Origin of the sequence: Nitratireductor sp. OM-1, from assembly GCF_003296175.1 — a bacterium.
GTDB lineage: Bacteria > Pseudomonadota > Alphaproteobacteria > Rhizobiales > Rhizobiaceae > Nitratireductor > Nitratireductor aquimarinus.
Map to the genome: position 1 here is coordinate 255,305 of NZ_CP029209.1, position 26,095 is coordinate 281,399.

Here is a 26,095-nt window from a genome sequence, read left to right on the forward strand (position 1 = left end):
CGAGCACAGGACCGTTCAACGCTGAGGACCACTCCCGCCAGGTGGCTTCAACCAGCTTGAGCGCAGAGTGTTCCAGATATGGTCACTTGGTTGGCGGCGCTGGGTGGTGTTGGAATGTCTGGACGGGCCTGTTCGGCTATCATTTCTCCAGATATCCGACGCTCACATCATAGCCAGGCGGGACAGTTCGCGCGGCTGGATCACTGATTGGCGGAAATGGCGGCCATTGAACATGAATGAGCCCTCCGGAAATTGGGGGCATTCATGCTGGTGATAGCTCGAGAATAATGTGACAGAGCCACCCGACCCAATGGGTTGGGATGCTCCAACTGCGGTCCCCCCCCCCTATATACGGGAATTGAAGCCGACCTTCTTTCTGCGGCAGTAACGCTGACGGTGCTGATTGGAAGCACCAGGCATTGATGCGGAAGATCATGCCGTGCATGGCATTGAGGGAAGGAAATCCGGTGTACGAGGGACAGGCGCGGAAGGAATTCGGTAGCAGAGTCTTGCGGGGACTGCGCCCTTCTCTTTATCTGTCGACAGCGCTGTGCAGCATTCTTGCCGTGCTGAGCGCAACCGGGGCCGCTCAGGCTCAGTTCGTCTCAACCACCGGCAGCGTTAATCCCTCTATCCCAGTACCTGTCGGCTCCTGGGGAATCGCCGGCGACATCCATGTCGGATGGACTGCTACTGGTTCGCTGAATATTCTGAATGGTGGCTCGGTCATAAACGACGGCGGCTTTATCGGTTTCGGGACGGCCGCAACTGGAAGCAGTGTTCGTGTATCGGGAGAAAGCCCTATCACAGGCAGCCGATCCAAATGGAAGAACAATGACGACCTCTATGTTGGTTTCAACAGTAGGGGAATGCTGACGGTTGAGGACGGTGGTACGGTTTCAAGTGAACGCGGCGTGATCGGTTTCGCTTCTGGCGTGTCGGGTAGCGCTGAAGTGTCCGGAAAGAGTTCCCGCGGCCCGGCATCGACCTGGACAATGACAGACAGGCTTTTTGTCGGCGAAGCGGGCACCGGGACGCTGACCATTGAGGACGGTGGGATCGTCAAGAACACATTCGGTGAAATCGGTAAAAGCACCGGCTCCGAGGGAACCGCTACCGTGTCCGGTGATGGCTCCATCTGGAAGAACAGCGACGAACTCTATGTCGGTTTCGATGGCAATGGAACGCTGGACATAGATCTCGGCGGTGCCGTTGAAAACACAAACGGCTACATCGGAACCAGCTTCGGCTCTGAGAGCATTGTCACCGTGTCTGGGGCGGGCTCCCGGTGGGTGAACGACGGCAGCCTCGATATCGGTCTGCGCGGCAAGGGCACGCTGACCGTTAAGGACGGCGGGACGGTTTCGACCAACACTGGATCAGGTGGAAGTGGACCAGGTGTGGTTTACCTGGGTTCTGATCTGTCAGCTGACGGTGTCATCAATGTCGGCGCGGCTTTGGGCAGTCAGGCGGAGGCCGCCGGCACTCTGCAGACGGATGACATCATTTTCGGAGATGGCAGCGGGACGCTCAATTTCAAGCATACCGGTGCAACCACCTTCTCTGCCGCACTGGAAAGCTCTGGTGCGGGCACGCACACCGTGAACCATGCTGCCGGCACGACCATTCTGACTGGCGACAGCTCTGCCTTCACGGGCACAACGACAGTCTCCGGCGGCACGCTGCTGATCGGTGACGCCGCCGGCAATGGCACGCTCGGCGGTGTCGTCAATGTCGGGATGAACGGGACGCTGGGCGGCTCGGGCACGTTGAACGGAGCCGTCACCATTGACGGTACGCTGGCAGCCGGTAACAGCCCCGGCACCCTGACCTTCAACAACGATCTCACCCTCAATGCAGGCTCGACTTCGGTGTTCGAGCTCAACAACCCGGGCGTTGCCGGCGGTGCAGGCAATGACCTGGTCAGGGTAAATGGCGCTCTTGCGCTTGACGGAACTCTGGATGCCCGCGTGGCTGCGGCAGGCTATTATCGCCTGTTCGAATATGTCGGCCCGCAATCGGGCGCATTCGTCGACGGAACGGTGACGGGTACGGGCGGGTTTGCCGCGGCAGACCCTAACAATCCCGACATCCGCTATGACATTCCCGGTCAGGTCAACCTGTCGGTTCTCGGCACAGGCCAGACCATGCAGTTCTGGAATGGCGGCAGCGGCGCCTGGCAATCCTTCGCGACCAACTGGACCGATGCCACGGGCAGCGCCAATGCCGGCTGGGGCGGTTCAGTCGGCGTTTTTGCCGGCTCAGCCGGGACGGTCACCGTTCAGGGCGCGCAGGTATTCGATACGTTGCAGTTCTCCACGGATGACTACCGCATCCAGGGCGATGCGCTCTCCATCGGCGCTGCCGGTGGCGGCACATTCAACATCGATGGTGGTGTGACGACGACGGTTGCTTCGATCATTGAGGACGGAGCGGGCAAGGTTGTTCGCAAGGCCGGGGGCGGCACGCTGGTTCTGAGTGGCGCCAACACCCATTCGGGTGGCGTCGATCTTCTGGGCGGTGTCCTTTCGGTGGCGTCCGACCAGAACCTTGGCGCTGCCCCGGGCGGGCTGAGGTTTGACGGCGGCGTGCTGAAAGTGACGGGAACGGGCTACACCGGCACCGCGCGCGACATCCTGATTGGCGGTGATGGCGGCGGTTTCGACATCGCGGATGCAGACAACACGTTCAGCCTGTCCCAGGACATCACCGGTACAGGCGACCTTCTCAAAAAGGGCGACGGCACTCTGGTTTTGGGTGGAACCAATGGCTACCGCGACACGCTGGTCGAGGCCGGAACGCTGGCCGGAAACGCGGGCTCGATCTCCGGCGATATCGGCAACGGCGCGACCGTGGTGTTCGACCAGGCGGGCGATGCAAGCTTTTCGGGGAACATCGGCAGCCTGAACGGCACAGAGGGCGCGATGATCAAGCGTGGCGCGGGTGTTCTGACGCTTTCTGGCGCTTCCACGCTCGACTGGTCTGTCGAGACTGGCGGGCTGGTGACGGATGCCAGCCGCTTTGCAGGAGACGTCGATATTGCGAGCGGCGCATCGCTGGCTTTTGCGCAGAGCGAGTCGGCTGGCTATGCCGGCGCTCTGTCAGGCACGGGCAGTTTCAGCATCAGCGGGTCCGGCACAGTGACGCTGACCGGCGACAGCTCGGGCTTCACCGGATCGACGTCGTTCTCCAACGGAACGCTGATCGTCGGCACCGCTGCAGGCGGTGCGCTCGGCGGCTCGATCATGCTTGGTCCGGACAGCCAGCTCGGTGGAACGGGCACCGTTGGTTCGGCTGGATCGACGGTGGCGATCAACTCTGGCGGAACGCATGCGCCCGGCAACTCCATCGGTGTGCAAACCGTCGCCGGCGACTACGTTAATCACGGGACGCTGGCCATCGAAGTGACACCGGAAGCCGCGGACAAGGTGATCGTGCAGGGCGCGGTGGACATTTCCGGCGCGATGCTTGCGTTGACAGGAACGCCGCTCACCGCGGCGGACTGGCCAATCCTCAACGGCGCCTACGTCATTCTCGACAATCAGGGCGCAGGCGCGGTGAACGGCACGTTCGCCAGCGTCACCAACAATCTTCTGTTTCTTGACGAAACGGTCGATTACGCCGGCGGAGATGGCAATGACATCTCGCTGGAACTCACACGCAATGACACGTCATTTGCCGATGTCGCCCAGACACGGAACCAGCGCGCGACGGCTGCAGCCGCAGACACGCTGCCCACGAGCAACGCCATCTGGCAGGCCCTCATCGGCATGACCGACGAGGACACGGTGCGTGCAAGCTTCGACGCTCTGTCAGGCGAGATCCACGCTTCGGCAAAGTCCGCTCTGATCGAAGACAGCCGCTTTGTTCGCAATGCCATAAACGACCGCATCCGCGCGGCCTTTGGCGATGTGGGCGCATCAGTGACGCCGGTTCTGGTCTATGGTTCGGGTGGCCCGGCGACGCTGGTTGCCGCCGATCATGCCGGCCCTGCGCTCTGGAGCCAGGGGTTCGGTTCGTGGGGATCGACCGACAGCGATGGGAACGCTGCATCGCTTCACCGCAAGAGCGGTGGCCTGCTGATTGGCACGGATGGCCGTCTCGGTGACTGGCGGGTCGGCCTTCTTGCTGGTTACAGCCATTCCTCGTTCGATGTCGCAGACCGTGCCTCGTCTGGCTCGAGCGAGAATTATCATCTCGGCCTTTATGGCGGTACGCAATGGGGAGACTTCGCCTTCCGTACCGGCGCAGCCTATAGCTGGCACGAGATCGACACCCAACGCTCGGTTGCCATTCCGGGACTTCGCGAAAGCCTGAGTGCAGGCTATTCGGCCGGAACCGTTCAGGCGTTCGGTGAACTCGGCTACGGTTTCGACATGGGCAATGGCGCGCGCTATGAGCCCTTTGCAAATCTCGCTCATGTCAGCCTGCGCACCAACGGTTTTTCCGAAACGGGCGGTAATGCTGCGCCCACCGGCCAGGATGGCAGCAGCGATGTGACCTTTACGACGCTTGGCCTTCGCGGCGAATATGCGGTGACGCTTGGCGCGATGGATGCCACGTTCAATGGCATGCTCGGCTGGCGCCATGCCTTTGGAGACACGACACCGACTAGTGTCCATGCCTTTTCGGAGAGCGATGCCTTCTCCATTGCCGGCGCACCAATTGCCCGCAACAGCGCTGTCATCGAGGCCGGGCTTGATCTCGATCTGACATCCGACGCCACACTGGGGCTGTCCTACACGGGCCAGATCGCGGCCGGCGCTCAGGATCACGGGTTCAAGGCGAATCTGAATGTTCGGTTCTGACGAGGAGACGCTCTTATGGATCGATGGAGAGCCAGTAAGCGCAGACCCGTCAGGTGTAAACGCAATCACTTCGCGGGCTAAAACCCTCCGGCGATAGCAGTTTTTAGCCGACGATCTAGCGATGAATGGTCGCGCATGGGCGGTAATGCCCATAAGTGTAGTGCTGCCTGGGGGCGCGCGGAATACTGGCTCTTTATTTTGGCTCGAAAACAATCGGGACCTTGGCTATTGGGTATATCAGTTCTGATTGTGACGAGTGAAATGCATGCATACGGGTTCACGGTGGCTGTTTTGGGGTTTCGGGATTTTCTTCGTCATTGTTCAGGCCTTGTCCGAACCTGTGGTTCAGCCTTCGCATGCCGGGGGTATTGGCAGCCTTTCGGTCGTTTCCCCAGATGGTCAGGAAACGATCTTTTCGGAAAGTGAATTCCTCGCCCTGCCGAAAAGCCGAACCATCACCAGAACGGCCTGGACCGAAGATCTTCACGTGTTTGAAGGGGTGGCACTTGGAAAGGTACTCGAAACAGCTGGCATCGATCCGCAGGACCATCAAAATGCGACGGTCAGGGCGTTTGCGCTCAATGATTACGTTGTCGAGTTTCCGCTGGCCGACGCCACGCGTTATGGTGTGCTGATTGCTGCGTTCATGGATGGCAGACGGCTAAGCGTGAGTGACAAGGGGCCTTATTGGATCGTCTATCCGCGTGACGATTTTCGCGAACTTCGCGATTCCCGCTTCGATCACCGATGGGCGTGGCAACTCCGGGAACTGCAAATCAGATGAAGGTAAAGCGCGGCTATGTTGCGGTGGGGCTGGTCATACTCGGCTTTGCGCTTACGCTGTCCTATGCCTTCTTCAAGCTGATGAGCATCCAGCGTGATCTTGCGGACTATACCGGCGAGAGCATGCTCTGGAGCGTGATGCAGGCTGAGCGCGAAGCGCGAAAATTGGCCAGCCATATGTTATTGCCGCAAGATGAGCGCGACGAGGATGCGGTGCTGCTGCAGCTGGATATTCTCAACAGCCGGCTCAGTCTTTTGAAGGACAATCCCCAACATGATTATCTTGTCGCTCTAGAGGGGGCTGAACAGACCTTTAGCCGCCTGATTGAAAATCTCTCAGGGCTTGAGCGGTCGCGTGTTGCCGATCCGACTGTGGGCCCGGAAAACCACGCCGATATCCTGACATCGCTCAATGATTTTGTGCGTCTCAGCAACACGGTGCTGCTGGCCCAGCGCGAACAGGATGGCGCGCGGCGCGACCGCCAGCTGGAGACGATTTATCTCACTATGAGCCTCGTCATCGGCATTCTGCTGGTAGGCGGCTACATGGCGTGGCAGCTACTTTCCAATTTACGCGCCCTCGACCGCGCAAACCTGGCTCTGGCCGAACATTCGCAGCGGCTGGAAGAGACGGTGGACAAGCGCACCGCCGCGTTGCGGACCGCGCTGGAAAACGAGCAGCACACCAACGCTATCTACAAGAACTTCCTCACCACCATCTCCCACCAGTTCCGCACGCCGATCACCATTATCGACATGATTGCCCAGCGCTTCATCCGCCGCGCGCAACATATCGATCCGGCGGTTCTGGTGGAGCGTTCGCAGAGAATTCGTCACGCGGCGCAGCGCCTGACGATGATGATTTCAAGCACGATCACCAACGATATGCTCAATGAGCAGGGAGCTCCCCTGAAGAAAGAGAATTTTGATCTGCGCGGGTTGGTCGAAAATGTCTGTGCCGATCATCGGGAGCTCTTTCCTGCGCGTGCTCTTGAGGTGACGCTACCAGACGGGGCGCTGCACTTCGAGGGCGATGAGGTGCTGATCGAGCAGATTTTGTCCAACTTCCTCGCCAATGCGGAGAAATACTCACCTTCCTCTCAGCCGATCAAGGTGAGGCTGGAGCGGCAGGAAGATGAGCTCGTCTGTGCGGTCAGTGATCATGGCATCGGCATTCCGGCGGCAGAGCGGGGCCGAATTTTTGACCGCTTCTTCCGCGCGAGCAATGTTGCCCATCTTGAAGGAACCGGGCTCGGACTGAGCCTGTCGCGGACGCTTGCCCGGCTGCATGGCGGCGACATTGAGTTCGAGCAGGTTGAGCCGGCGGGGACGATTTTTTCCCTGAAACTTCCATGGAGTGCCCGGCGTGACGCCTGAGAATGCCCGAACGGAGAAGATACTTTGCATCGAGGACGAACAAGACATTCGCATCGAGATTGGGGAGGAGCTTTCGCATTCGGGCTTTGATGTGCTTCTGGCAGCCGACGCCGATGAAGCGCTGGATATTCTCAAGGCTGAAACGCCGGCTCTCATCATCTGCGACGTTCTGATGCCGGGGCAGAATGGGCTTGACCTCTTCCGCACGATCCGTGCCCGTTTCAGGCATCTGGACGGAACACCGTTTCTGTTTCTGAGCGCCCTGGCTGATCGGTCCCACGTTCTGGACGGGTTGCGGCTTGGGGCAGATGACTATCTGACCAAGCCGGTCGATTTTGAACTGTTGCAGATGAGGGTGCGCTCGAAGCTCAGTCTTGTCAGCCGCGTCCGGTTACGAGAAGACATTCTTGAATACGGTGGGAGCGAAGGCGTGGAGGCGCGCGCCAATATGAGCAGCAGCATTCATTTCAGTCCCCGCGAAAGACAGGTTCTGGCGGAACTGGTCAATGGTCACACCAATATGCGTATCGCCGAGATCGTCGGTCTGTCGGAGCATACGGTCGGCGATTACGTCAAAAGCATCTACAAAAAGCTGCAGGTGACGTCACGCGCCCAGGCAACGCGCATCGCGTTGGAGACAGGTCTGGTGCGTTCGGGCTCTCGCTGAGCATTTCTCTTCCGCCGGTGCGCGCTTAATCTTGGGCCACCCTGCAAGGGGGGCATTCAGCCGCCATATTCACGATCATCCGCCGCGATACTCGTAGCCGTCCGCATTTGAGGCTTTCGAATGCAGATGCATTTTAAGCGCATCTATCTCTTCAGAACTCCAGTTTTCCACTCCTGTCACCTCAAGCCAGGCATCCAGATAATGATCCGGCGCATAGACATGGCCATACCCCATCGGCACACCATCGGATAACGGCATGTCGACCAGCAATTGAAGCATGCTGACAATCGGATACCAACTCAGCAAAGGAGAAACATCTGGACCTCTTGGAGCCTTCATCCAGTCGGCTTCTCTGTAGAGCAGGTGTTTGTCGAAGAACGTGATCGCATCACTGGCATACTGCAAATAGACAATGCGAACATTGCCCCAGGGTGCAGTGTTGCCCTCGGGGACCCCATTCTGGTTCATGAAGCGGACAAAGCGTCCACCCTGATAAACCGGTAGCCACTGTGTGGAACCTGCATCGCGGTCTGCGGTGATTGTCTGCCATTTCTCGCTTGGAAAAGGCGTTCCGCTCCAGACAGCACCGTCGATCGGGTCTCCGAGGAGGTCAAGGAACGTTATGGAACGCTGGGAATTGAACGCACCGAGGCTGAGCCCGTGCAGGAAAAGCTTGGGCCTCTGACCGGCAGGGAGTTTTTGCCAGTATCTATAGATGGTTCGAAAAAGGCTTTGCGACGATTCAAGGCCGTTTTCAGACTGGAACACCAATGAGAGCGGGCTGTTCAGATAGGAGTACTGCAGAGCGACACTGGCAGTGTCGCCATCATACAGATACTCCAGACCATCGATGGCAGACGGATCAACCCAACCTGTGCCAGTCGGCGTAACGACAACCAGGGCGGCCCGATCAAAGGCATTCAGCTCAATGAGCTCATCAAGCAGGAGCTGTGAGCGCTCATCGGGCGTCTCTGCGACTTGCAAACCGGCATACAGACGGATGGGCTCAACTGCGGCTCTTTGGGTAACCTGGCTGATATCTGCCGCCGTCGGGCCCGATGCGACAAACTCTCTTCCAGCCCGACCCAGTTTTGGCCATTCCAGCCGCGAAGACGGATTGCCTGCGCGCTCGACGACTGAAGGCTGCGGGCGTTCAGGTTCGTGTAGTGCGTCGAGTTCCGCAAATGACTTGTCCAGAAGACGAAATGTGTACTCGATCAAAAGGCCGTTCGCGAGTGTGGCAACGACGATGAGCGTCACTGCTGCACCAGCGATGATTGAAACCCGTCGCGGGAGAAATTTATCAAGCCTGTTTGCTACGGCGCGACCCAGCGCAATGATTCCGCGCGCCAAGAGAAACAGGAAAGCGAAGGTGAGAATGGCGATGATGATGACGCTTGCAGGATAGGCGCTATCCACCGGTTCCATGTTCAGAACACCGCGAACCGAATTTTGCCAAGCGGCAGAATTATACAAGCCGACGACTATGACGATCAATGAAATCAGGGAAAGAACTAATCTTGTGAGCCTCAGAAGCCCTTTATCAACCGACGGCAACTGCAGATAGCGCCACGTGGCGACAAGAAGAACACCGATGCCATAGCCTGCACTGAATGCCACGCCGCCAAGGACACCCTGTATCTCGAAGCTGCGCGGGATGAGGCTGGGGGTCAGTGAAGCAAAGAAGAACAAAACTCCAAGAACCATTCCGGCACCACTAAAATGGCGCTGAAATGCAGAATACAGCCTACCCATCAAAAACCCCAAAACTTAGATCCGAGCCGAAGCCAATGATTTTCACATTTCAAGTGAATTGAAATGTTCTCTACCGATTAACCGCCAGCGGGAAGCTCAGAGAGAGGAAGACTGAATCACCCTCAAGGTGATTTTTTGCGCTGAACTGATGGTAATATCTCAGGCGGGTCGAGACGGGTGCTTCGCCAATCTGGAAGTTATAACCAACCTGGACACCCACACCTGCTATCTCGCCCTTGAAATCGCCAAGAACCGCGGCGATTGGCGGGGGCGCCTTATCGGCGGTGAGCTGCTTGTAGTAATACCCGACGAGCCCTGCCGAGAAACGCTCGGTCAGCTGCTTGGTAATCGCGCCTTCCCAGTGGAATTCAATTCCGGTCTTGTAATTGGTCGCCTGGTTTTTCGCATTGAAGGTGATCCCGATCGTGTTCGAGATATCAATGCCCCATTCGGGATCGAGCCAGGTGATGGCCGTATAGACGTCTGCCGCCAGCCTGTGGCGAGCAACATTCGCCAGTGCAGCTTCCCTGTAGTCACCAATCGGGAAATACCCGGTGACGCCAGACTGTATGTGGAAGTTGCCAACGTTCCAGCCAAGGAAGGTGGTCAGGGCAGGGTCTCCGAACGTCAACACACTGTCGCTCGTCCTCCCAAACGGGTTCACGAACCCGCTGACACTGGTGCGGCCAAACGGCGTTGTTACCGAGAAGCCAAGCCGCCCTCCGAATATCTCGGCCTCGGTCACCCAAAGCGCCGTTGGAATGTTAATGATGAGGTCAGCGTCGACGCCACCGGCGAGCACGCCGCCGGCCAGCTCAACACGCCCTTCAAGCGACCCGTTATACATGAAGAGCTGATCCGAAAAGAAAAGCCCCGGAGGCGGAGTGAAACCAGCGCCGCTGCTGCGCAACCCCAACAGATAAACACCAGCGCCGCCTTCAGCGGCATGGAGGTCACCCACCGGATAGAGACAGCCAAGAGCAAGGGAAATCGCACAACCGAAACGGAACTTCATATTATCAGCCTAAACTCCCAGCGCATCTGCCTTGACCATTGCGGCTCGATGGCTGATCCAACGATCAAAAAAACGGCCCTGAACACCGGCCTGAAGAGAATCCCGCGAGCGACACCAGGGCTGCCCGACCGGCTTTGTCAGTTCTCCGCGACGATGTTCTTTTCGATACGACCGTCCTTCATGATGACCAGCAGATTCTTGGCGGGATCTGCAAACAGGTCGATCTGAGTGATTGGATCACCATCGACCAGAAGCAGGTCGGCAAGCGCCCCGACTTCAACGACGCCCAGCTTTCCCGGATAGGGATTACGCCTGTCAGACAGGGCCAACAGCTCGGCATTGTCTGCCGTCGCCATCTTCAGCACCTCTGCCGGAGTGTACCACCGCGTCATTGTCTCAAGCTGCGCGCCCTGTCTTGCGGCGCGTGCGGCATCAAACAGGATATCCGTGCCGAAGGCGACCTTAACGCCATATTTGCGCGCCAGCTCATATGCCCTGTCGGTGCCGGCGTGAATCTCGGCTGAGGCGGCCTGACGTTCGGCATCCGCATGCTGGTTTGCATTCTCATCGCCAACGAAGGGTTGAAGGCTCCACCACGTACCGTTTTCAGCCATCATCTTGACGGTGGCCTCATCAGCCAGCTGGCCGTGGTCGATGACTTTTGCGCCAGCCTCGATGGCGTTGCGTATGGCTTCTGGCGTGTAGGCGTGCACTGTTACATAAGTGCCCCAGTTTGCAGCGGCTTCGACCGCTGTCCGGATTTCGTCAACACTCAACTGGATTGTGTCGATTGGCCCATAGGGGGACGAGACCCCACCGCTAACGGTTAATTTGAGCTGGCTGGCGCCCTGCAGCAATTGCTCCCGACTGCGCTTGCGAACCTCATCCGGCGAGTCGACGATGGCGGACATGCCCATACGTTCAGGATAGCTCAAGGTGTCCGGTGTGGCCGGAATTTCGGAAAGCATCCGGAAATCACCATGCCCGCCAGTCTGCGAGATCATGGCCCCGGACGGCCAGATCCGCGGCCCGCGGGTCACGCCTCTGTCAATAGCCATCTTCAGGCCGAATGCGGGCCCACCCAAATCACGAACACTTGTGAAGCCGCGCATGAGCGTTGCCTCAGCCTCAGCGCCCGCCAGCAGGGTGATAAAGGGAAATGGTGCAGTGGACGCAACCATCATCGAGGGGCGGACCATGAACGTATGCCAGTGGGCGTCTATCAGCCCTGGCATCAGCGTCCGACCATCGCCCGCGATCCGTGTGGTGGCCGCGTCCGTACTGATCGGGTCAGCTGATATCTCTGCGATCTGATTTCCTTCGACCAGCACGTTCATTGGCTCGGTCAAGGCAGCCCCGTCGAAAATGCGAACATTTTCAAAAACGACTGCGTTCGAAGAGATATTTTGTGCCTGAAGGGGGCTGGCTACAAACAGCGCCAACATGGCGCTCGCGAATAAATTGCCAAGTTTGCCGATCATTTTTCTTTCGCCCGCCCATTCTATGCAGCCAATTTCAACACAATTTCCAGACACTTAAATGATCGGGATAAGCGCAGCAATACAATGAATATGCAAATATTCAAAAGGAGAAAAATCAGAATCTCTTAGAGAATGGGGATTTCTGGGCAGGTTTTATCTAATTTATTCTTGATGGTGGTTATCATAATAAATGGCGGCGATTTGCATAGCTTGTCTGCGCGGCGTCAGCCTGCGCGCTGGAACGCAGCCGCAGGCATTTCCGCAAAGCTGCCTCGTGGCCCGCTCTAGCCCTGACGTGCGGGAACGCGCACCACCAGGCCATCAAGCGCGTCGGTTACCGTCAACTGGCAGGAGAGGCGCGAGTTGGCCGATGGCTCCCAGGCAAAATCGAGCATATCGGTTTCCATGCCGTCAGCTTCGCCAACCGTGTTCATGAATTCCGGCTCTACGTAGACGTGGCAGGTTGCGCAGGCGCAGGCCCCGCCGCATTCAGCCTCGATGCCGGGAACGCCGGCACGCACGGCGGCTTCCATGACTGAGGACCCGTTTTCAGCATCATGCTCGAAACGCTGGTTGTCGTGGGTCACATAGATGATGCGTGCCATGGGAGTGATCTTTCGGGTCTTGTGTGATTAAGGGCGCGGCCGTTTTGACTGCTGCGGCCCGGTTTGTTTTGTCTGCAGGGTGGGAAGGGGAAGGCTATTCGATGCCCAGCGCGCGCAGGAAAAGGGAGGTGACCTCTTTTTCGATCTGCCCGTAGTCCGGCTCCTCGCCCTCATCCAGATTCATCATGTTGCGGACCTGAACATCAAAATCCGCATAATGCTGGGTAACCGCCCAGATATGCATCTGGAACAGCAGAGGGTCGACCGCTCTGACCAGCCCCTGATCGACCCAGGACTGGATCAGCCCGACCGCTTCGCGGGTTGAGGCCTGATAGGGGGCCCAGTGACGGCCCAGCACGGGCGCGCCATTGGCTATCTCGGTGGTGAAGAGACGCGACGCGTTGGGGTTCCTGCGTCCATATTCGAGCTTCTTGTGCACATAGGCGCGGATCACGTCTGCAGGCGTGTCACCGGTGGAGGCGCTGAGAAACAGCTCCTGCCATTCGTCGAGGATATAGACCAGTATGTCCTCATACAGCTCTTCCTTGCTGGAGATGTAGTAATGCAGTTGGGGTTTCGTCAGCCCGGCACGCTGGGCAATGGCCTGCGTGGAGGCGCCGATGAGACCCTTGCTGGCAAACTCATCGATTGCTGCATCGCGAATGGTTGCAAGGATCATGCGCCGCCGCTCGAGAACCTTGTCCCTGGCGCGCGACGTCTGAGTTTCCTGATTTTCAGCGTTTTGCTGCGTCATTGCCTTTGCACAAAGGTGATGGGCAGAACGGCTGCCCATCACTCCACTTTCCGTTTTGCGTTTATGGGTTGAGCTGCTTCTTCACATCGAGCCCGACGCCCTTGTTGACGAATGCGTCGGTTGCAACTTCCGAAATGTCGATCTTGCCATCCTCGACGATACCCGATTTGACTGCAAGTTCGTAGAACTGCTTCACACGGTCAAGCGACATCGCGCCGATGCCCTTTTCCAGCGTATCGCCACTGTCGATCATCTCCAGCTTTTTGAGCATCTCGATCTCGCCATCCAGCGTCTCGGCGCTCATGTCGGGATTGTCCTGCATGATCAGCTCATAGGCCTTGCTGCGATCACCATAGAGGAAGTTGTTCCAGCCGATGATGCTCGCATCCACGAAGCGCTGAACAAGATCAGGATTGTTCTCGACCAGATCCGTACGGGTTTCGATCGTGTTGGCGTAAGTGCTGTAACCATAGTCGGCCAGCAGATAGGTGGCGACGTCAGCCCCTTCCTTCTTGGCATAAAGCGGTTCGGCGGTAGCATAGGCCTGCTGAACCATTTTTGGGTCGCTCAGGAACTGGGCGAGGCTGTAGCCATAGGGGCGGATCTGTTCGTCCTTGAAGCCGAAATCGCTGACCAGCCAGCGCCACAGACCATACTGAGTGTCCTTGGCGATCAGCACGGAAGGCGCATTGGTGAGGTCTTCAAAGTCCTTGTAAGCGCCTTCATGCGCCATCAGCGCCTGCGGATCCTTCTGATAGAAGGAAGCGATGACGGTGGTGGGAATGTCATTGGCGTTGTTGTGGAAGGACAAAAGAAGGTTGCCGGTGAGCAGGAAGTCCAGCCGGCCGGCAGCGAGCATCGGCCGGTTGTTGACCTGCGGGCCACCCATCTCGATGGTGACGTCGAGACCGTATTTCTCGTAAGTGCCGTCGGCCACGGCCTGATAGAAACCGCCATGGCCGGCCTGAGCCAGCCAGTTGGTGCCGAACGTAACCTTGTCCAGCGCCATGGCGAATTGCGTGGAGACCACAAGAGCTGCTGCGGTCATTGCGACTTTGTGCATGCTTTTCATAAGAACTTCACTCCCATTCGTTCTTCGGTTCAGTCTTTGGCGGCCATGTCGGCCGTCCAGCCACGGGTCTTGCCAGGGTTGAGCAGGCCAAAGGGATCGGCCAGTTTCTTGAATTCGATCTGCATGGTGTCGATCTGCTTCATTCCACCATCCTCAATGGTGAAAGCGTGCGGATCGTAGATGTCGCAACCGTCCAGCTCTTCGAGTTCGCGGATAACCTGGTAGGTGTCATCGCGGTCCTTGTAGCGGACCAGCGGCAGGCCGAAGATCTGCACTTCGCCTTCCAGCCGCGCCATTTCATGATGCATGTACTGGTCGTCGCCATAGCGCTCCATCTGGCGCATGACGGTCTCGGGATCGAAGGGGCGCGGGTAGGCGACCTGCAGGTAGGTCCAGCCTTCCTCGGCTTTCAGCGCCTGCAGGGTGGTGTGGTTCCAGCCGCATTCATATGCAGGTTGCAGCCCGTTCGCGTGAAGCTCGTCCTGCGTCATGCTGAAGGAAACGCGCCCGCCGAACGATGCCGCCAGTTCGGCAAAGCGCTCCTGCTCTTCGGGCGCGATCATCGCGAACACCGCGTCGCGGTCTGCCGGGAACAGGTCTCCGAACTTGGTGTAGAAGCGCGAGAAGCGGCGATCCACGGTGGTCAGCAGATAGCAGTCGAGTTTCTCTTCCAGCGCCTTGAGGCAGAAGCGAAGCGTTGCATCATAGCTGTCGAAGAGGGCTGCGGTGTGAACCCAGTCCGTCTTCTCGGTCAGGCCGATCTCCAATTCCATGACAATGCCGTTGGTGCCATAGGCATGCTGCACCTTCTGGATGTCGTGGCCGTGCAGCTCGATGATTTTCGGTTCTGGCTCCAGCGTCATGACCTTCACCGAATAGATGTTGCCATCGTCGCGCAGCATGCCGTGACGCAGCGAACCGATGCCGCCCGAGCCGCCGGTGAAGAAGCCGCCAATGGTGGCGATGCGCCGTGTCGACGGGTACATCAGAAGTTCCTGGCCGGTTTCGCGCACCGCGTCGTCCAGCCGGGCGATGCGCGCACCAGCCTGAACCCGCACACGGCCCGGCTCTATCGACAGCACCCTGTCGATTTTGGTCATGTCGAGAATGATGCCGCCTTCCAGCGGAACGCACTGGCCGTAATTGCCGGTTCCGCCGCCACGGATGGTGATCGGGATGCGCAGCCGGGCCGCCGCTGCCGCCACGCGGCGCACCTGTTCCTCATCGGCGGGGATGACGACGAGATCGCCGACGAAATGGCCGATATCCTCGCTGAGGATGGGGCTGTACCAGAAGTAATCGCGGGAGCGCAGCTCGACCTGTTTCGGATCGTCATAGACGCGAATGCCATCGATCTCGCTGCGGAAAGCGGCCCAGTCATAGGCGCGCGCGGGCTTGGTCGCGAGGTTCATGTGTTTCTCCAGTCGTTGGTTGCCGTCGGCAGCGGCGTACCGCTCCGATAGACAATGCGTTCGCTGCGGGGCCGGCTGATGAGGTCGCCCATGTCTGTTGCGGCATGCCAGATGAAGTCGGCCGGCATGCCCTTTTCGATGAGCCCTGAAATGCTGCTTCCGCATTTGCGGGAGGGCAGTGAGGTAATGCTGTCCAGCCAGGCGTCCGGTTCCAGATGCGCGGCCGGCACCGCCAGCCGCAGAACGGACAGCGGGTCGTAATCGCCGTAGGGGTAGAAGGCGTCGCCGACATTGTCGGAAGCGATCATCACTTCCATGCCCGCCGCGCGTGCTTCCTTCAGCGGCGCGAGGCCGCGAAGATTTGGCGTGCGGCCGTTTCCGCGATCCTGCAGGTAGAGGTTCGTTGAGGGCAGGGTAACGAGCGCCACGCCTGCGCGCGCGCCAGCCGCCAAAATCCGCTCCAGTTCGTCTGCCGGTCGCAGCGACAGGGAACAGGCATGGCCGCACAGAACGCGACCGGCCATGCCGAAACGCGCTGTGGCGTCGATCACGAGCGACAGCCCGTCGGCTTCCGGCTCCAGCCCTTCATCGATGTGGAAATCGAGGTCGAGGTCATGGCGCGCGGCAAGGCTGAACATGGTTTCAACCTTCGCCGCCAGATCTGCGTTGCGGTAGAAGAATGCGCCGAACACGCCACCGTCATCCGCGACGCGGGCGGCAATGGCGCTTCCGGCCTCCGGTACGATATCTCCCAGAACGAGGGCTGCCGGTTGCAGGTCGATCCGGCCTTTCCACTCTTCGCGCAATTCGCAAATGATGGGCCATGCATCCGGCACTTCCGGCGTTACCCAGTCCACATGGCTGCGCAGGGTGCCAACCCCGTGGGCGAAGGCCGCTTCGAGCGCGCGCACGGCCCGTGCGCGGATATCGCCAGCCGTCCAGTTCGGCCTGTCTTCTTCCATCAGCGCGATGGCGTCGAACAGGGACTGGATCGGGGCCGGATTGCCGGCCCTGATCCTTGCGATGGTGTGGGTCTTGTCGAGGTGAACATGCACATCGGCCAGAAGCGGCGTGATGAAGCCGCCGTGTGCTTTTTCGGCCTCGCCGGGGGGCACCGTAACGATATCGGCGATAACCCCATCCTTCACCACGACATCGTGGCGTCCGGGAAGTCCGGCCACGCCCACGCCTGACAGGCGCAATGTCCCATCCGGCGCAGAAACGTGTGGAATGTCGTGGCCTTTGTACACGCTCAGGTCTCCCGGCGGATTTCGCTTTCATGCCACCGACCAAGCACGAGGCGCGACAGCCAGCTCGTTGCAAGGAAGATGACAATGCCGAGAACCGAGACGAGGAACAGCGCGGCAAACATGCGCGGTATCTCGTTGCGGAAGCTGGATTCCAGAATGCGCGAGGCGAGACCCGTGTTCTGACCGGCGGTGCCCGCGACGAACTCCGCCACCACGGCCCCGATCAGAGCCAGACCGCCGGCGATCTTCAGCGCCGCCATGAAATAGGGCAGGGCGCTGGGCGCGAGCAGGAAGCGCAGGCGCTGCAGGGGCGTGGCGCGATAGAGCTTGAACAGGTCGCGCAGGTTGTGATCGGCGCTGCGCAGGCCGATCACGGTGTTCGACAGGATCGGGAAGAAGGCCACGATCCAGGCGCAGATGAGCAGCGCTGTGAAGGTGTCATGCACATAGATGAGGATCAGCGGCGCAATCGCCACGACCGGCGTGACCTGAAGGATCACCGCAAAGGGAAAGAAGCTCATTTCCACGGTGCGCGATAGAGCGAAGATCATGCCCATCAGAACGCCGCCCGCAATGGCGCAGAGCAGTGAAAGCATGGTCAGCTTCACCGTGAACATCATCGAGCTCATCAGCGAAGACCAGTCCTTCACCAGCGTTTGCGCGATCAGCGACGGTGCGGGGATGATGTAGTGAGGGACCTCATGGTAGCGCACCAGCCCTTCCCACACGAGAAGCGCGATGATGATGGCCATTGTCGGCATGATGACCGCCTTGCGGCGCTCGATGCGGGCGCGGCGGTTCTGTTCTGAATTGAGTACTGGCGTCTCGGTTGTCATGGCGCGGCCCTCAATGGTTGATGTCGTCATTGCCGAGCGTCTGGTTGAGCGCGTCGGAGACGATTTCACAGCTTTCGGTGTATTCGCGGGTGGCGCGGAAATTGTCCGCACGGGGGTAGCTTCCCGGAATGGCGATATCGTCGACCACGCGCCCGGGCCTTGCGGCCATCACCACGACGCGGTTGGACAGATAGACCGACTCATAAACGCTGTGGGTCACGAAGATGACCGTCAGCCCGTGCTCCTGCCACAGACGCAGAACGTCGTTGTTCAGCTTGAAGCGGGTCATTTCATCGAGCGCGGCGAACGGCTCGTCCATCAGCAGAAGGCGGGGCTTGGTCACGATTGCGCGCGCAATCGAGACACGCATCTTCATGCCGCCCGAAAGTTCGCGCGGATAGGCTTTCGCAAACTTGCTCAGCCCCACCTGCGCCAGCACCTCCTCGACGCGCGGCGCTGCCTGCGCACGCGACATGCCGCCAAGACGCAGCGGCAGGTACACATTGTCGAACACCGATGCCCAGGGCATGAGCGTCGGCTCCTGAAACACGAATGCGACGTCCTGCGGGCCGGAACTGCTTCCCGGCGCATGGCCGTTCACCGTGATCGACCCGGCGGACACTTCGGACAGGCCGGCGATCATGCGCAGTGCAGTGCTCTTGCCGCAGCCGGAGGGGCCAAGGAAGCTGACGAACTGACCGTCCTCAATGGAGAGTGACATGTCGCTGACAGCCACAATGCCCGTTCCATACTGCTTGTAGACGTTCTTGATTTCGATCAGTGGCTGCGAGCCGGTCGTAGCTGCTGCTCTCATTGTGCTTCCTCACCCCAGGCAGGATTGTTGTCGAGCCAGGTCAAAGGCGCGCGCTCCACCTCGGCGAGCACTTCGACGAGACGGTCGGCTGCATAATCGATTGTCTGGTGACCTTTCTCTGCGGTCGCCGCCGTGGCGTTGCCGGCAGCTCCGAAGGGATTGATGTCATGCATCTGCCAGCCGGGCTTCGCGCCCGCCAGCGAGATGTGGCGATATTCGCTGGCGAAGGTTTCGGTAAGGGCGGCGAAGTTCTGCGCCTTGCTCATCACCACCAGATCGGGATGCATGGCGAGCATCACCGATGTCTCCATGTCGCCGGCGTGAATGCCGTGCAGCGTTTCATGCGCGTCATAAAGGCCGTCCGGCAGGCCATGTCCGAACCAGTTGACGGAAAACACCATCATGCCGTGGCGCTGGCGCAGTTCGCGCGCAACAATGTCCATGATGCTGATCTGTCCGCCATGGCTGTTGAGCAGAACCATCTTGCGCACACCGCTGGCGGCGACGCAGGCTCCAATCTCGCACCACATTGAAATGAGTGTCTGTGCCGAATAGGTCAGCGTGCCGGGATAACGCGCATGCTCATTGCTTTTGCCGATCGGCTGGGTTGGCAGAAACAGGGTCCGGCTTGTTTCCGGCAGTCGCTCAATGATGGCCGAAACCATTCCGCTGACGATCGCGGCATCCACCGACAGGGGCAGATGGGGTCCATGCTGCTCTGTCGCGCCGACAGGCAGAACCGCCACCATGTTGCCTCGATCAAGCCGGGAAAACTCTTCGCTCGTATAGTCCGACCAATATCTCTTCAAAATCAGTATTCCTCCCTCATGTTCCGTGCAGTCTCGCCACAGCAAGACACCAAGCCGCCCCACATGGCGGTGTGCCTCCACACACCGCCGAAGCGACTTCCCCATCTCTGAAACTGAAGGCTTCCTCCCTGCGTCCCATGGGGGTTGGAACGATGTTCTGAGCAATATTACTAACTGATCTGACCGATCGGTCAAACTAATTGTTTAAATGACGTTGGAAATATGCAACGAAATGTCCTGCGGCCCCTCGAGGGAGAGCGAAACGTGCAAATAGCGCGGTAAGCGGGCCGCTTGAGATTGCTCTGGCGCAGGTCTTTGTGCCGGGGCTTTCAGCGGAGGTGTTTATGGTTGAGAGATGCATCATCGTGGGCGGCGGGCACGGTGGCTCGCAGGCTGCTGTCAGTCTGCGCCAGGAGGGATATTCCGGCGAGATCGTGCTGGTCAGCGATGAAAAGGATCTGCCTTACCACCGTCCGCCGCTGTCGAAATCCTACCTGAAAACGCCCGATGGAGAAGGGTTGGTGCTGCGCACCGAAGCCGTCTATCGCGACAATGCCGTCGAACTGGAGCTCGGCGTGCATGCCGAGCGGATCGACGTGGATGGCAAGCGCCTGATCGTTGCAGATGGACGAGAGCTCGGGTTTACCGATCTCGTTCTGGCGACGGGCGCACGCGCTCGCATGCCACAGCTTCCCGGAATGGAATTTGACGGCATCGTCACTCTGCGCACCATGGAAGACGCCCGCCGCATCCGCGCGGCAATGCCGATGGTTGAAAATGTCGTGATCGTCGGTGGCGGCTTCATCGGCATGGAAATGGCGCATAGCTGCATCGGCCTTGGCAAGTCGGTCACCCTCATCGAGGCTGCACCGCGCGTGCTTGCCCGCTCTGTCGCGCCGGTCGTTTCCGCTCACGTGGAAGAGCGCAGCCGCTCCGCCGGTATCGATCTGATCACCTCCGCGCAGCTTGCCGCTATCCATGGCGAGGGTGGAAAGGTCGTTGCGGTTTCCACCGCAGATGGCCGCCGCTTCGACGCTGATATGGTCGTGATGGGCATCGGGGCCGTGCCCAATGTGGAACTTGCCGCCGAGGCGGGGCTTGAGGTTGCGAATGGCGTCGTTGTCGATCCAAACCTGCGCAGTTCAGCACCGCACATCTACGCCATTGGCGATTGCGTGAGTTTTGATCACCATCAGCTTGGTGAGCGGGTGCGGCTGGAATCGGTGCAGAACGCCACCGACCATGCGCGGCACATCGCTCGGGTTCTCACCGGCGGTGGCAGGCCCTATGCCGAGGTTGCCTGGTTCTGGTCCGATCAGGGCGACATGAAGATCCAGACTGCCGGATTGGCGGCAGGCGCAGACAGTCTCATCGTTTCCGGCGCTTCCGAAGACAATGCCTTCTCCGTCTATCATTTCAGGGGTGAGAAACTGGTCGCCGTCGATTCCATCAACAGGCCAGCCGACCACATGATCGCGCGCCGACTTCTTGGAGCCGGCATCAACCCGTCGGCTGCGGATATCGCGGAGGGCGCCCAGCGCCTCAAGCAACTGATCAGCGCCTTCAAGGCGAACTAAGCCCTTCACACATTGCGCGGCTGAGGCGACAGTCGCACAAAATCATCCGGAGTTCTGTGAAATGCTTCACTGCCTTATCATCGGCGCGGCCGGCATGCTCGGCGACGGGCTGGCAAAGCGCCTCGTAAAGGATGGCGAAATCGGAGGCCGCAAAATCGGACGGCTGACGCTGTTCGATATCGTTCCAGCCCAAGCGCCTCACGTGGAAGAGATAAGTGTCACGGTTGAGGCGGGCGATATCTCGGCCGTGGAAACGGCGGAGCAAATCGTTGCTTCCCGTCCCGACGTGATCTTCCATCTGGCGGCCATTGTATCGGGCGAGGCGGAGCGGGATTTCGAAAAGGGCTACCGCATCAATCTGGATGGCACCCGCAATCTGTTCGAGGCGATACGCAAGGCCAATGAGGCAGACGGATACTGCCCGCGCGTGGTCTTCACCTCGTCGCTGGCGGTTTTCGGATCGCCACTGCCCGATGTGATTGGCGATGACCACATCATCACGCCGCACTCCAGCTATGGCACCCAGAAGGCCATCGGCGAACTTCTCCTTGCAGACTACAGCCGGCGCGGCTTCTTCGACGGCATCGGCATCCGCCTGCCGACCATCTGCATTCGACCGGGAAAGCCGAATGCTGCAGCTTCCAGCTTCTATTCCGGCATTCTGCGTGAACCGCTGGCCGGACTACCGGCCATCCTTCCGGTCGATACATCCATGCGGCACTGGTTCGCCAGCCCCCGCGCGGCAATCGGCTTCATGACCCATGCGGCAGCAGTCAGCGGTGAGTTGCTCGCCGGGCGGCGCAACATGACCATGCCCGGCGTTTCGGCAACCGTGGCCGATGAGATCGAGGCGCTGCGCGCCATAGCCGGCGATACCGCCGTTGCCCTCATCCGTCACGAAAAAGACCCGGCCATTGAGGCGATCCTCTCCACATGGCCCCAGGCGTTTGAAGCCGACCGGGCGCTCAAACTCGGTTTTGAGGCCGACGAGTCGTTTGAAGCGATCGTGCGCGCCTATCTCGAAGATTACGCAACAGATGCGGAGCAGGCATGATGAACACAGCAGTGCAGGACAACGCTGTCGGGAATTTTCTTCTGATCGGTCTCGGCGCGATGGGCTATGGCATGGGCAGTTCGCTGCTGCGCGCCGGTCTGGGCGTGGATGGTTTCGATTTGAATGGTGAGACGCAGGCGCGCTTCCGGGCTGAGGCCGGGCGAGACCGCCCGCTGGCGGTGGCTGCCGGCGAAGCCGATGGCGCCATTCTCGTCGTGGTCAACGCCGCACAGACGCGTGAGGCCCTGTTCGGCGCGAACGGTCTTGCCGCAATGCTGAAGCCAGGTGCGGTGGTGATCAGTTGCGCCACCATCGATCCGCAGCAGGCCATTGCTTTCGAGCAGGAGCTTGCGGAAAAGGGCATTCTTTATCTCGACGCCCCGATCTCGGGCGGCTCCGCGCGCGCGGCGCAGGGCAAGCTTGCGGTCATGGCCTCAGGCTCGACGGAAGCCTTTGAGAAAGCACAACCAGCGCTGGACGCCATGGCTGAAACAGTCTTCCGGCTGGGCGACCGGGCCGGGCCGGGGTCGGCGATGAAAAGCGTCAACCAGCTTCTGGCCGGCATTCATATCGCTGCCGCAGCGGAAGCATTCTCCTTCGGCATCGCGCAGGGGCTGGATGCGGATCAGATCATGCAGGTCATTCCCGCCTGCGCCGGTTCGTCGTGGATGTTCGAGAACCGGGGGCCGTACATCACAGATGGCGATTACCGACCGCATTCGGCGATCGACATTTTCGTCAAGGATCTGGGCATTGTCACCGATGCGGCATCCGGCGCGAAACTCGACCTGCCGGTTTCGCAGGCTGCACTCGAACGCTACCGCGCGGCTTCTGCCGAAGGCATGGGGCGCGAGGGGGATATCGCGCTCATGAAGCTCTATGCTGCCCAAAGCGGCATCGACCTGCCGCCGAAGCGCTACGAGGACAAATAGAGTTGTTGCCCGGCTACAGGTTCAGCTGATCAAAGCGGTTTCGCCGCAGGGGAGCCTGCGGCGAAACTGTCTTGGAGCGACACGCTCACAGCGCCAGGCAGCAATATTTCATTTCCAGATAGTCCTCGATCCCGTGGCGGGAGCCTTCCCGGCCGAGACCCGATTGCTTGATGCCCCCGAACGGCGCGACTTCTGTTGAAATCAGGCCGGTGTTCACGCCGACCATGCCGTATTCGAGTTCCTCCATCATTCTCCAGACGCGGCTGAGGTCGCGGCTGTAGACATAGGATGCGAGACCGAATTCCGTATCATTGGCAGCCTCCACCACCTCTTCCAGAGTGGAGAAGCGGAAGACCGGCGCCAGAGGCCCAAACGTCTCCTCGTTTGCAACGGCCATCTGAGGTGTGGCGTCCCGCAGGACTGTCGGCTGGAAGAACGTGCCGCCGAGGTCATGCGGCGCGCCGCCCAGAACCACCGTGCCCCCTTTTTCCAGCGCGTCGTCGATATGGGCGCGAACCTTGTCCATCGCAGAATGGCTCACCAGCGGGCCGACCGCGCAGCCTTCAAGAAAACCATCGCCAACCTGCAGGCTGGATACGGCTTTGCTCAATCTCTCGACAAACGCGTCATAGACGGCATCCTGAACATAGATGCGGTTTGTGCAAACGCAGGTCTGTCCTGCATTGCGGAATTTCGAGGTGACGCAGCCTTCCACGGCGGCGTCGAGGTCGGCATCGTCAAACACGATGAATGGCGCATTGCCGCCGAGCTCAAGAGACAGCTTCTTTATCTGGTCTGCCCCGTTGCGCATAAGAATTCGCCCCACATTGGTCGAGCCGGTGAAGCTGATCTTGCGAATGGTCGGGTTTTCCGTGAACTCCAGTCCCACGCCGACACTGTCTGTCGACGGGAGAACGGAAAGAAGTCCCCGAGGCAGGCCTGCTTGTTCGGCCAGCTTTGCGAGCGCGAGGGCGGAAAGCGGTGTTTCGGTTGCTGGTTTGACCAGAATGGCGCAGCCGGCGGCAAGCGCTGGCGCGACTTTGCGCGTGATCATCGCATTGGGAAAATTCCAGGGGGTGATTGCGCCAACCACGCCAACAGGCTGCCTGATCACCATCAGCCTCTTGTCTTCATGATGCCCCGGTATGGTTTCCCCGTAGATGCGTTTGGCTTCTTCTGAGAACCACTCGACAAAGCTTGCGCCATAGAGAATTTCGCCGCGCGCTTCAGCCAGCGGCTTTCCCATTTCAGCCGTCAGGATGGCCGCCAGGTCGTCGGCATGATCGACGATCAGGTCAAACCAGCGGCGCAGGATGCCGGCGCGCTCTTTTGCGGTGCAACGCGCCCAGACTTTCTGCGCTGGCGCGGCCGCCGATATGGCGCGGCGAACATCGTCGCGTGTGCAATCCGCGACATCGGACAGCTTTGCTCCCGTGGAAGGGTTCGTCACCGGAAAAGCCCGGTCGGTGCGGCGCCAGTCTCCGGCGATGAACGCATCCGAAATGAGAAGGTCGGGTCGATCAAGGGGGATCATCGTTTCTCTCGCAATCTGGGGAAAGGGACGTTGCGGCCGTGCTCTGTTTCGAAGAACACGGCCTTTCTCTTGTCCGCCTTGATCAACGCTTGGCGGTGAGTGTGCGGATCAGGCTGTGCGGCTCAATGCGCAAGGGATGCTGAGCCAGGTTTCCAGCTCGTGGTTCACGGTATCCACCGCTGTCAGGTTCACCATGTGGCGATGCCCGGCAACGATAACCGCGTGACCGTTTTGTGCTGCCTGCGCCATGGCGCGCGACATCGCCGGTGTGGAGTTTGGATCACCTTCACCGGTGAGCGCCAGCAACGGACATTCAATGCCTGAGACGTGATCGGCATAGTATGTATCGCCACGGGAGAAGGCCGTGTAGGCCGTTGCATAGCCCGCATGATCCACACTGCCGAGCCACTCGGCCACCTGATCGCGCGCGTCCTGCTCGGCAGGGCTGTCACCGAACCAGCGGCCCAGTGGGGTGGCGACATCAAATGCGCCAGCCCGGATTTGCGCGGCACGGTCTTCGACGGCGGCACGCGCGTCAGGATCCCGGCGGAACACGCCGTTCAACAGTGCAACGCGCTCAACCAATTCGGGATAGGTGACCGTGAAGCCAACAGCGATCAGGGCGCCCATGGAGTGACCCGCCAGACTGATCTTCTGCAGGTTGAGTGCCTGCAGCGCCGTTTGCAGCCAACGCACATAGTCGCACACCTGCGCGCCTTCGGGCAGGTGGCTGGTGAGGCCGTGCCCGGGCATGTCCAGAGCAAAGACATGATGCGTCTTTGAAAGTGCATCGATCTGCGGCCCCCAGGCCGCAGACTGCATGCCGACGCCATGGATGAGGACGACAATGTCGCCCTCTCCAGCCTCGCGATACCCCAGTTGGCCGTAACCCTCAGACAGCTGCAGGGTTTTCAACGTCATGCCCGAGCTCCTTGAGGTCCTGATACCGGTCGCCGATGCGGTGGTGCGGCCGTCCGCCAATCGAAGCGCCAAGCGCGATCACGATTTCATCCGCTGCCGGTGCGTCTGCTATTGAAAGCTGGATGGTGAGATAATGACTGCGCTTTCCGCCGTCATTCTTGTCCATGAGCGGGATCATGAGCGGAGCGTTCGCCGGACCGCGCGTGTTGCAGAAAGCCAGGTATGACTTGGCGCCCACCGCCTCACGGTAATGGTTGCCGAAACGGAGCGTGTGGATCAGAGCCGAAGCGTGTTCGACTTCGCCGGACAGGCCGACGATTGCCGATTTTCCGTAACCCTCGACCTTGTCGCCGCCGCCTGCTGCTTCCAGAATCATTTCGGTGAGGAGTTCGCCCAGTCCGGGGGCGCAATCCATGATCTCGGGCCTCAGATCCTCGACAAAACCCCGTCCTGCCCATGGGTTCCGGATGACGGCCACTGCCGCGATCATTTTCAGGGGCGTTGGTGCAGCTTTCCCGCCTTCGATGAGCGTTTCCTCGACGTGTAGTAGTGTTTTGCGGATCTCAGCAGGCATTCGCAGCTCCCGGTTGATTCGAACGGTTAGTGTTGATTATGGTATACCGTAATACAATAATTCAA

Annotated in this window: 21 protein-coding genes; 7 read left to right on the forward strand and 14 right to left on the reverse strand. The window is 59.7% G+C overall.

What is annotated here, in order from left to right:
• Positions 1-443 precede the first annotated feature (443 nt).
• From DEJ54_RS20260 to DEJ54_RS20275, 4 genes are all read left to right on the forward strand, one after another.
• Entirely contained in the window at positions 444-4,808 is a 4,365-nt protein-coding gene (locus DEJ54_RS20260) for an autotransporter domain-containing protein (protein WP_371685990.1), read from the forward strand.
• A gap of 265 nt (positions 4,809-5,073) precedes the next feature.
• Entirely contained in the window at positions 5,074-5,592 is a 519-nt protein-coding gene (locus DEJ54_RS20265; RefSeq protein WP_113156583.1) for a molybdopterin-dependent oxidoreductase, read from the forward strand.
• On the forward strand, positions 5,589-6,968 hold the full coding sequence (locus tag DEJ54_RS20270) for a sensor histidine kinase KdpD (RefSeq protein WP_162742412.1): 1,380 nt from the start codon (positions 5,589-5,591) through the stop codon (positions 6,966-6,968). Before DEJ54_RS20265 ends, DEJ54_RS20270 begins: the two co-directional genes overlap by 4 nt.
• Positions 6,958-7,635, forward strand: coding sequence for a response regulator transcription factor (locus DEJ54_RS20275; protein WP_113157109.1), 678 nt, complete (start codon positions 6,958-6,960; stop codon positions 7,633-7,635). Before DEJ54_RS20270 ends, DEJ54_RS20275 begins: the two co-directional genes overlap by 11 nt.
• Positions 7,636-7,710: 75 nt before the next feature.
• Here the strand turns inward: DEJ54_RS20275 and DEJ54_RS20280 are convergent, their stop codons facing one another.
• From DEJ54_RS20280 to DEJ54_RS20330, 11 genes are all read right to left on the reverse strand, one after another.
• Positions 7,711-9,390, reverse strand: coding sequence for an alpha/beta-hydrolase family protein (locus DEJ54_RS20280; RefSeq protein WP_113157110.1), 1,680 nt, complete (start codon positions 9,388-9,390; stop codon positions 7,711-7,713).
• A 70-nt stretch (positions 9,391-9,460) separates the two neighbouring features.
• Complete coding sequence (locus tag DEJ54_RS20285; RefSeq protein WP_113156585.1) at positions 9,461-10,405, reverse strand: transporter; 945 nt, start codon at positions 10,403-10,405, stop codon at positions 9,461-9,463.
• Positions 10,406-10,542: 137 nt separating this feature from the next.
• Positions 10,543-11,886 carry an amidohydrolase family protein gene (locus DEJ54_RS20290; protein ID WP_113156586.1) on the reverse strand — a complete coding sequence of 448 codons (1,344 nt, stop codon included), beginning with the start codon at positions 11,884-11,886 and terminating at the stop codon, positions 10,543-10,545.
• Positions 11,887-12,170: 284 nt separating this feature from the next.
• Positions 12,171-12,491, reverse strand: a complete 321-nt coding sequence (locus tag DEJ54_RS20295) for a 2Fe-2S iron-sulfur cluster-binding protein (RefSeq protein ID WP_113156587.1) — start codon at positions 12,489-12,491, stop codon at positions 12,171-12,173.
• 94 nt (positions 12,492-12,585) lie between these two features.
• Entirely contained in the window at positions 12,586-13,245 is a 660-nt protein-coding gene (locus tag DEJ54_RS20300; RefSeq protein ID WP_113156588.1) for a TetR family transcriptional regulator C-terminal domain-containing protein, read from the reverse strand.
• A 61-nt stretch (positions 13,246-13,306) separates the two neighbouring features.
• Positions 13,307-14,293, reverse strand: a complete 987-nt coding sequence (locus DEJ54_RS20305; protein WP_222474321.1) for an ABC transporter substrate-binding protein — start codon at positions 14,291-14,293, stop codon at positions 13,307-13,309.
• A 53-nt stretch (positions 14,294-14,346) separates the two neighbouring features.
• Positions 14,347-15,729 (reverse strand): FAD-binding oxidoreductase, encoded by a 1,383-nt coding sequence (locus DEJ54_RS20310; protein ID WP_113156590.1) that lies wholly within the window; start codon positions 15,727-15,729, stop codon positions 14,347-14,349.
• Entirely contained in the window at positions 15,726-16,931 is a 1,206-nt protein-coding gene (locus DEJ54_RS20315; RefSeq protein ID WP_245447848.1) for an amidohydrolase family protein, read from the reverse strand. Before DEJ54_RS20315 ends, DEJ54_RS20310 begins: the two co-directional genes overlap by 4 nt.
• A 50-nt stretch (positions 16,932-16,981) precedes the next feature.
• Positions 16,982-17,815 carry an ABC transporter permease gene (locus DEJ54_RS20320; protein WP_113156591.1) on the reverse strand — a complete coding sequence of 278 codons (834 nt, stop codon included), beginning with the start codon at positions 17,813-17,815 and terminating at the stop codon, positions 16,982-16,984.
• Positions 17,816-17,825: 10 nt separating this feature from the next.
• Positions 17,826-18,629 carry an ABC transporter ATP-binding protein gene (locus DEJ54_RS20325; RefSeq protein WP_113156592.1) on the reverse strand — a complete coding sequence of 268 codons (804 nt, stop codon included), beginning with the start codon at positions 18,627-18,629 and terminating at the stop codon, positions 17,826-17,828.
• A complete protein-coding gene (locus tag DEJ54_RS20330; RefSeq protein ID WP_113156593.1) occupies positions 18,626-19,438 on the reverse strand; it encodes a creatininase family protein in 813 nt (270 codons plus the stop codon). Before DEJ54_RS20330 ends, DEJ54_RS20325 begins: the two co-directional genes overlap by 4 nt.
• 344 nt (positions 19,439-19,782) lie before the next feature.
• Here DEJ54_RS20330 and DEJ54_RS20335 point away from each other — a divergent pair, with 344 nt between their 5' ends.
• The 3 genes from DEJ54_RS20335 (at position 19,783) to ltnD (ending at position 23,001) form a co-directional block, all read left to right on the forward strand.
• Complete coding sequence (locus DEJ54_RS20335) at positions 19,783-21,015, forward strand: NAD(P)/FAD-dependent oxidoreductase (protein WP_113156594.1); 1,233 nt, start codon at positions 19,783-19,785, stop codon at positions 21,013-21,015.
• Positions 21,016-21,076: 61 nt separating this feature from the next.
• Positions 21,077-22,069, forward strand: a complete 993-nt coding sequence (gene denD / locus DEJ54_RS20340) for a D-erythronate dehydrogenase (RefSeq protein WP_113156595.1) — start codon at positions 21,077-21,079, stop codon at positions 22,067-22,069.
• Positions 22,066-23,001: an L-threonate dehydrogenase gene (gene ltnD, locus DEJ54_RS20345; protein WP_245447849.1), complete on the forward strand. Its 936-nt coding sequence runs from the start codon at positions 22,066-22,068 to the stop codon at positions 22,999-23,001. The genes denD and ltnD overlap by 4 nt, the downstream gene beginning before the upstream one ends.
• Before the next feature lie 85 nt (positions 23,002-23,086).
• Here the strand turns inward: ltnD and DEJ54_RS20350 are convergent, their stop codons facing one another.
• From DEJ54_RS20350 to DEJ54_RS20360, 3 genes are all read right to left on the reverse strand, one after another.
• Positions 23,087-24,535: an NAD-dependent succinate-semialdehyde dehydrogenase gene (locus DEJ54_RS20350; protein ID WP_113156596.1), complete on the reverse strand. Its 1,449-nt coding sequence runs from the start codon at positions 24,533-24,535 to the stop codon at positions 23,087-23,089.
• Between the two features lie 108 nt (positions 24,536-24,643).
• The gene (locus DEJ54_RS20355; RefSeq protein ID WP_113156597.1) at positions 24,644-25,456 is read right to left on the reverse strand and encodes an alpha/beta fold hydrolase; all 813 of its coding nucleotides are present in this window, start codon (positions 25,454-25,456) and stop codon (positions 24,644-24,646) included.
• A complete protein-coding gene (locus DEJ54_RS20360) occupies positions 25,428-26,030 on the reverse strand; it encodes an amino acid synthesis family protein (RefSeq protein ID WP_113156598.1) in 603 nt (200 codons plus the stop codon). The genes DEJ54_RS20355 and DEJ54_RS20360 overlap by 29 nt, the downstream gene beginning before the upstream one ends.
• Positions 26,031-26,095: the final 65 nt, after the last annotated feature.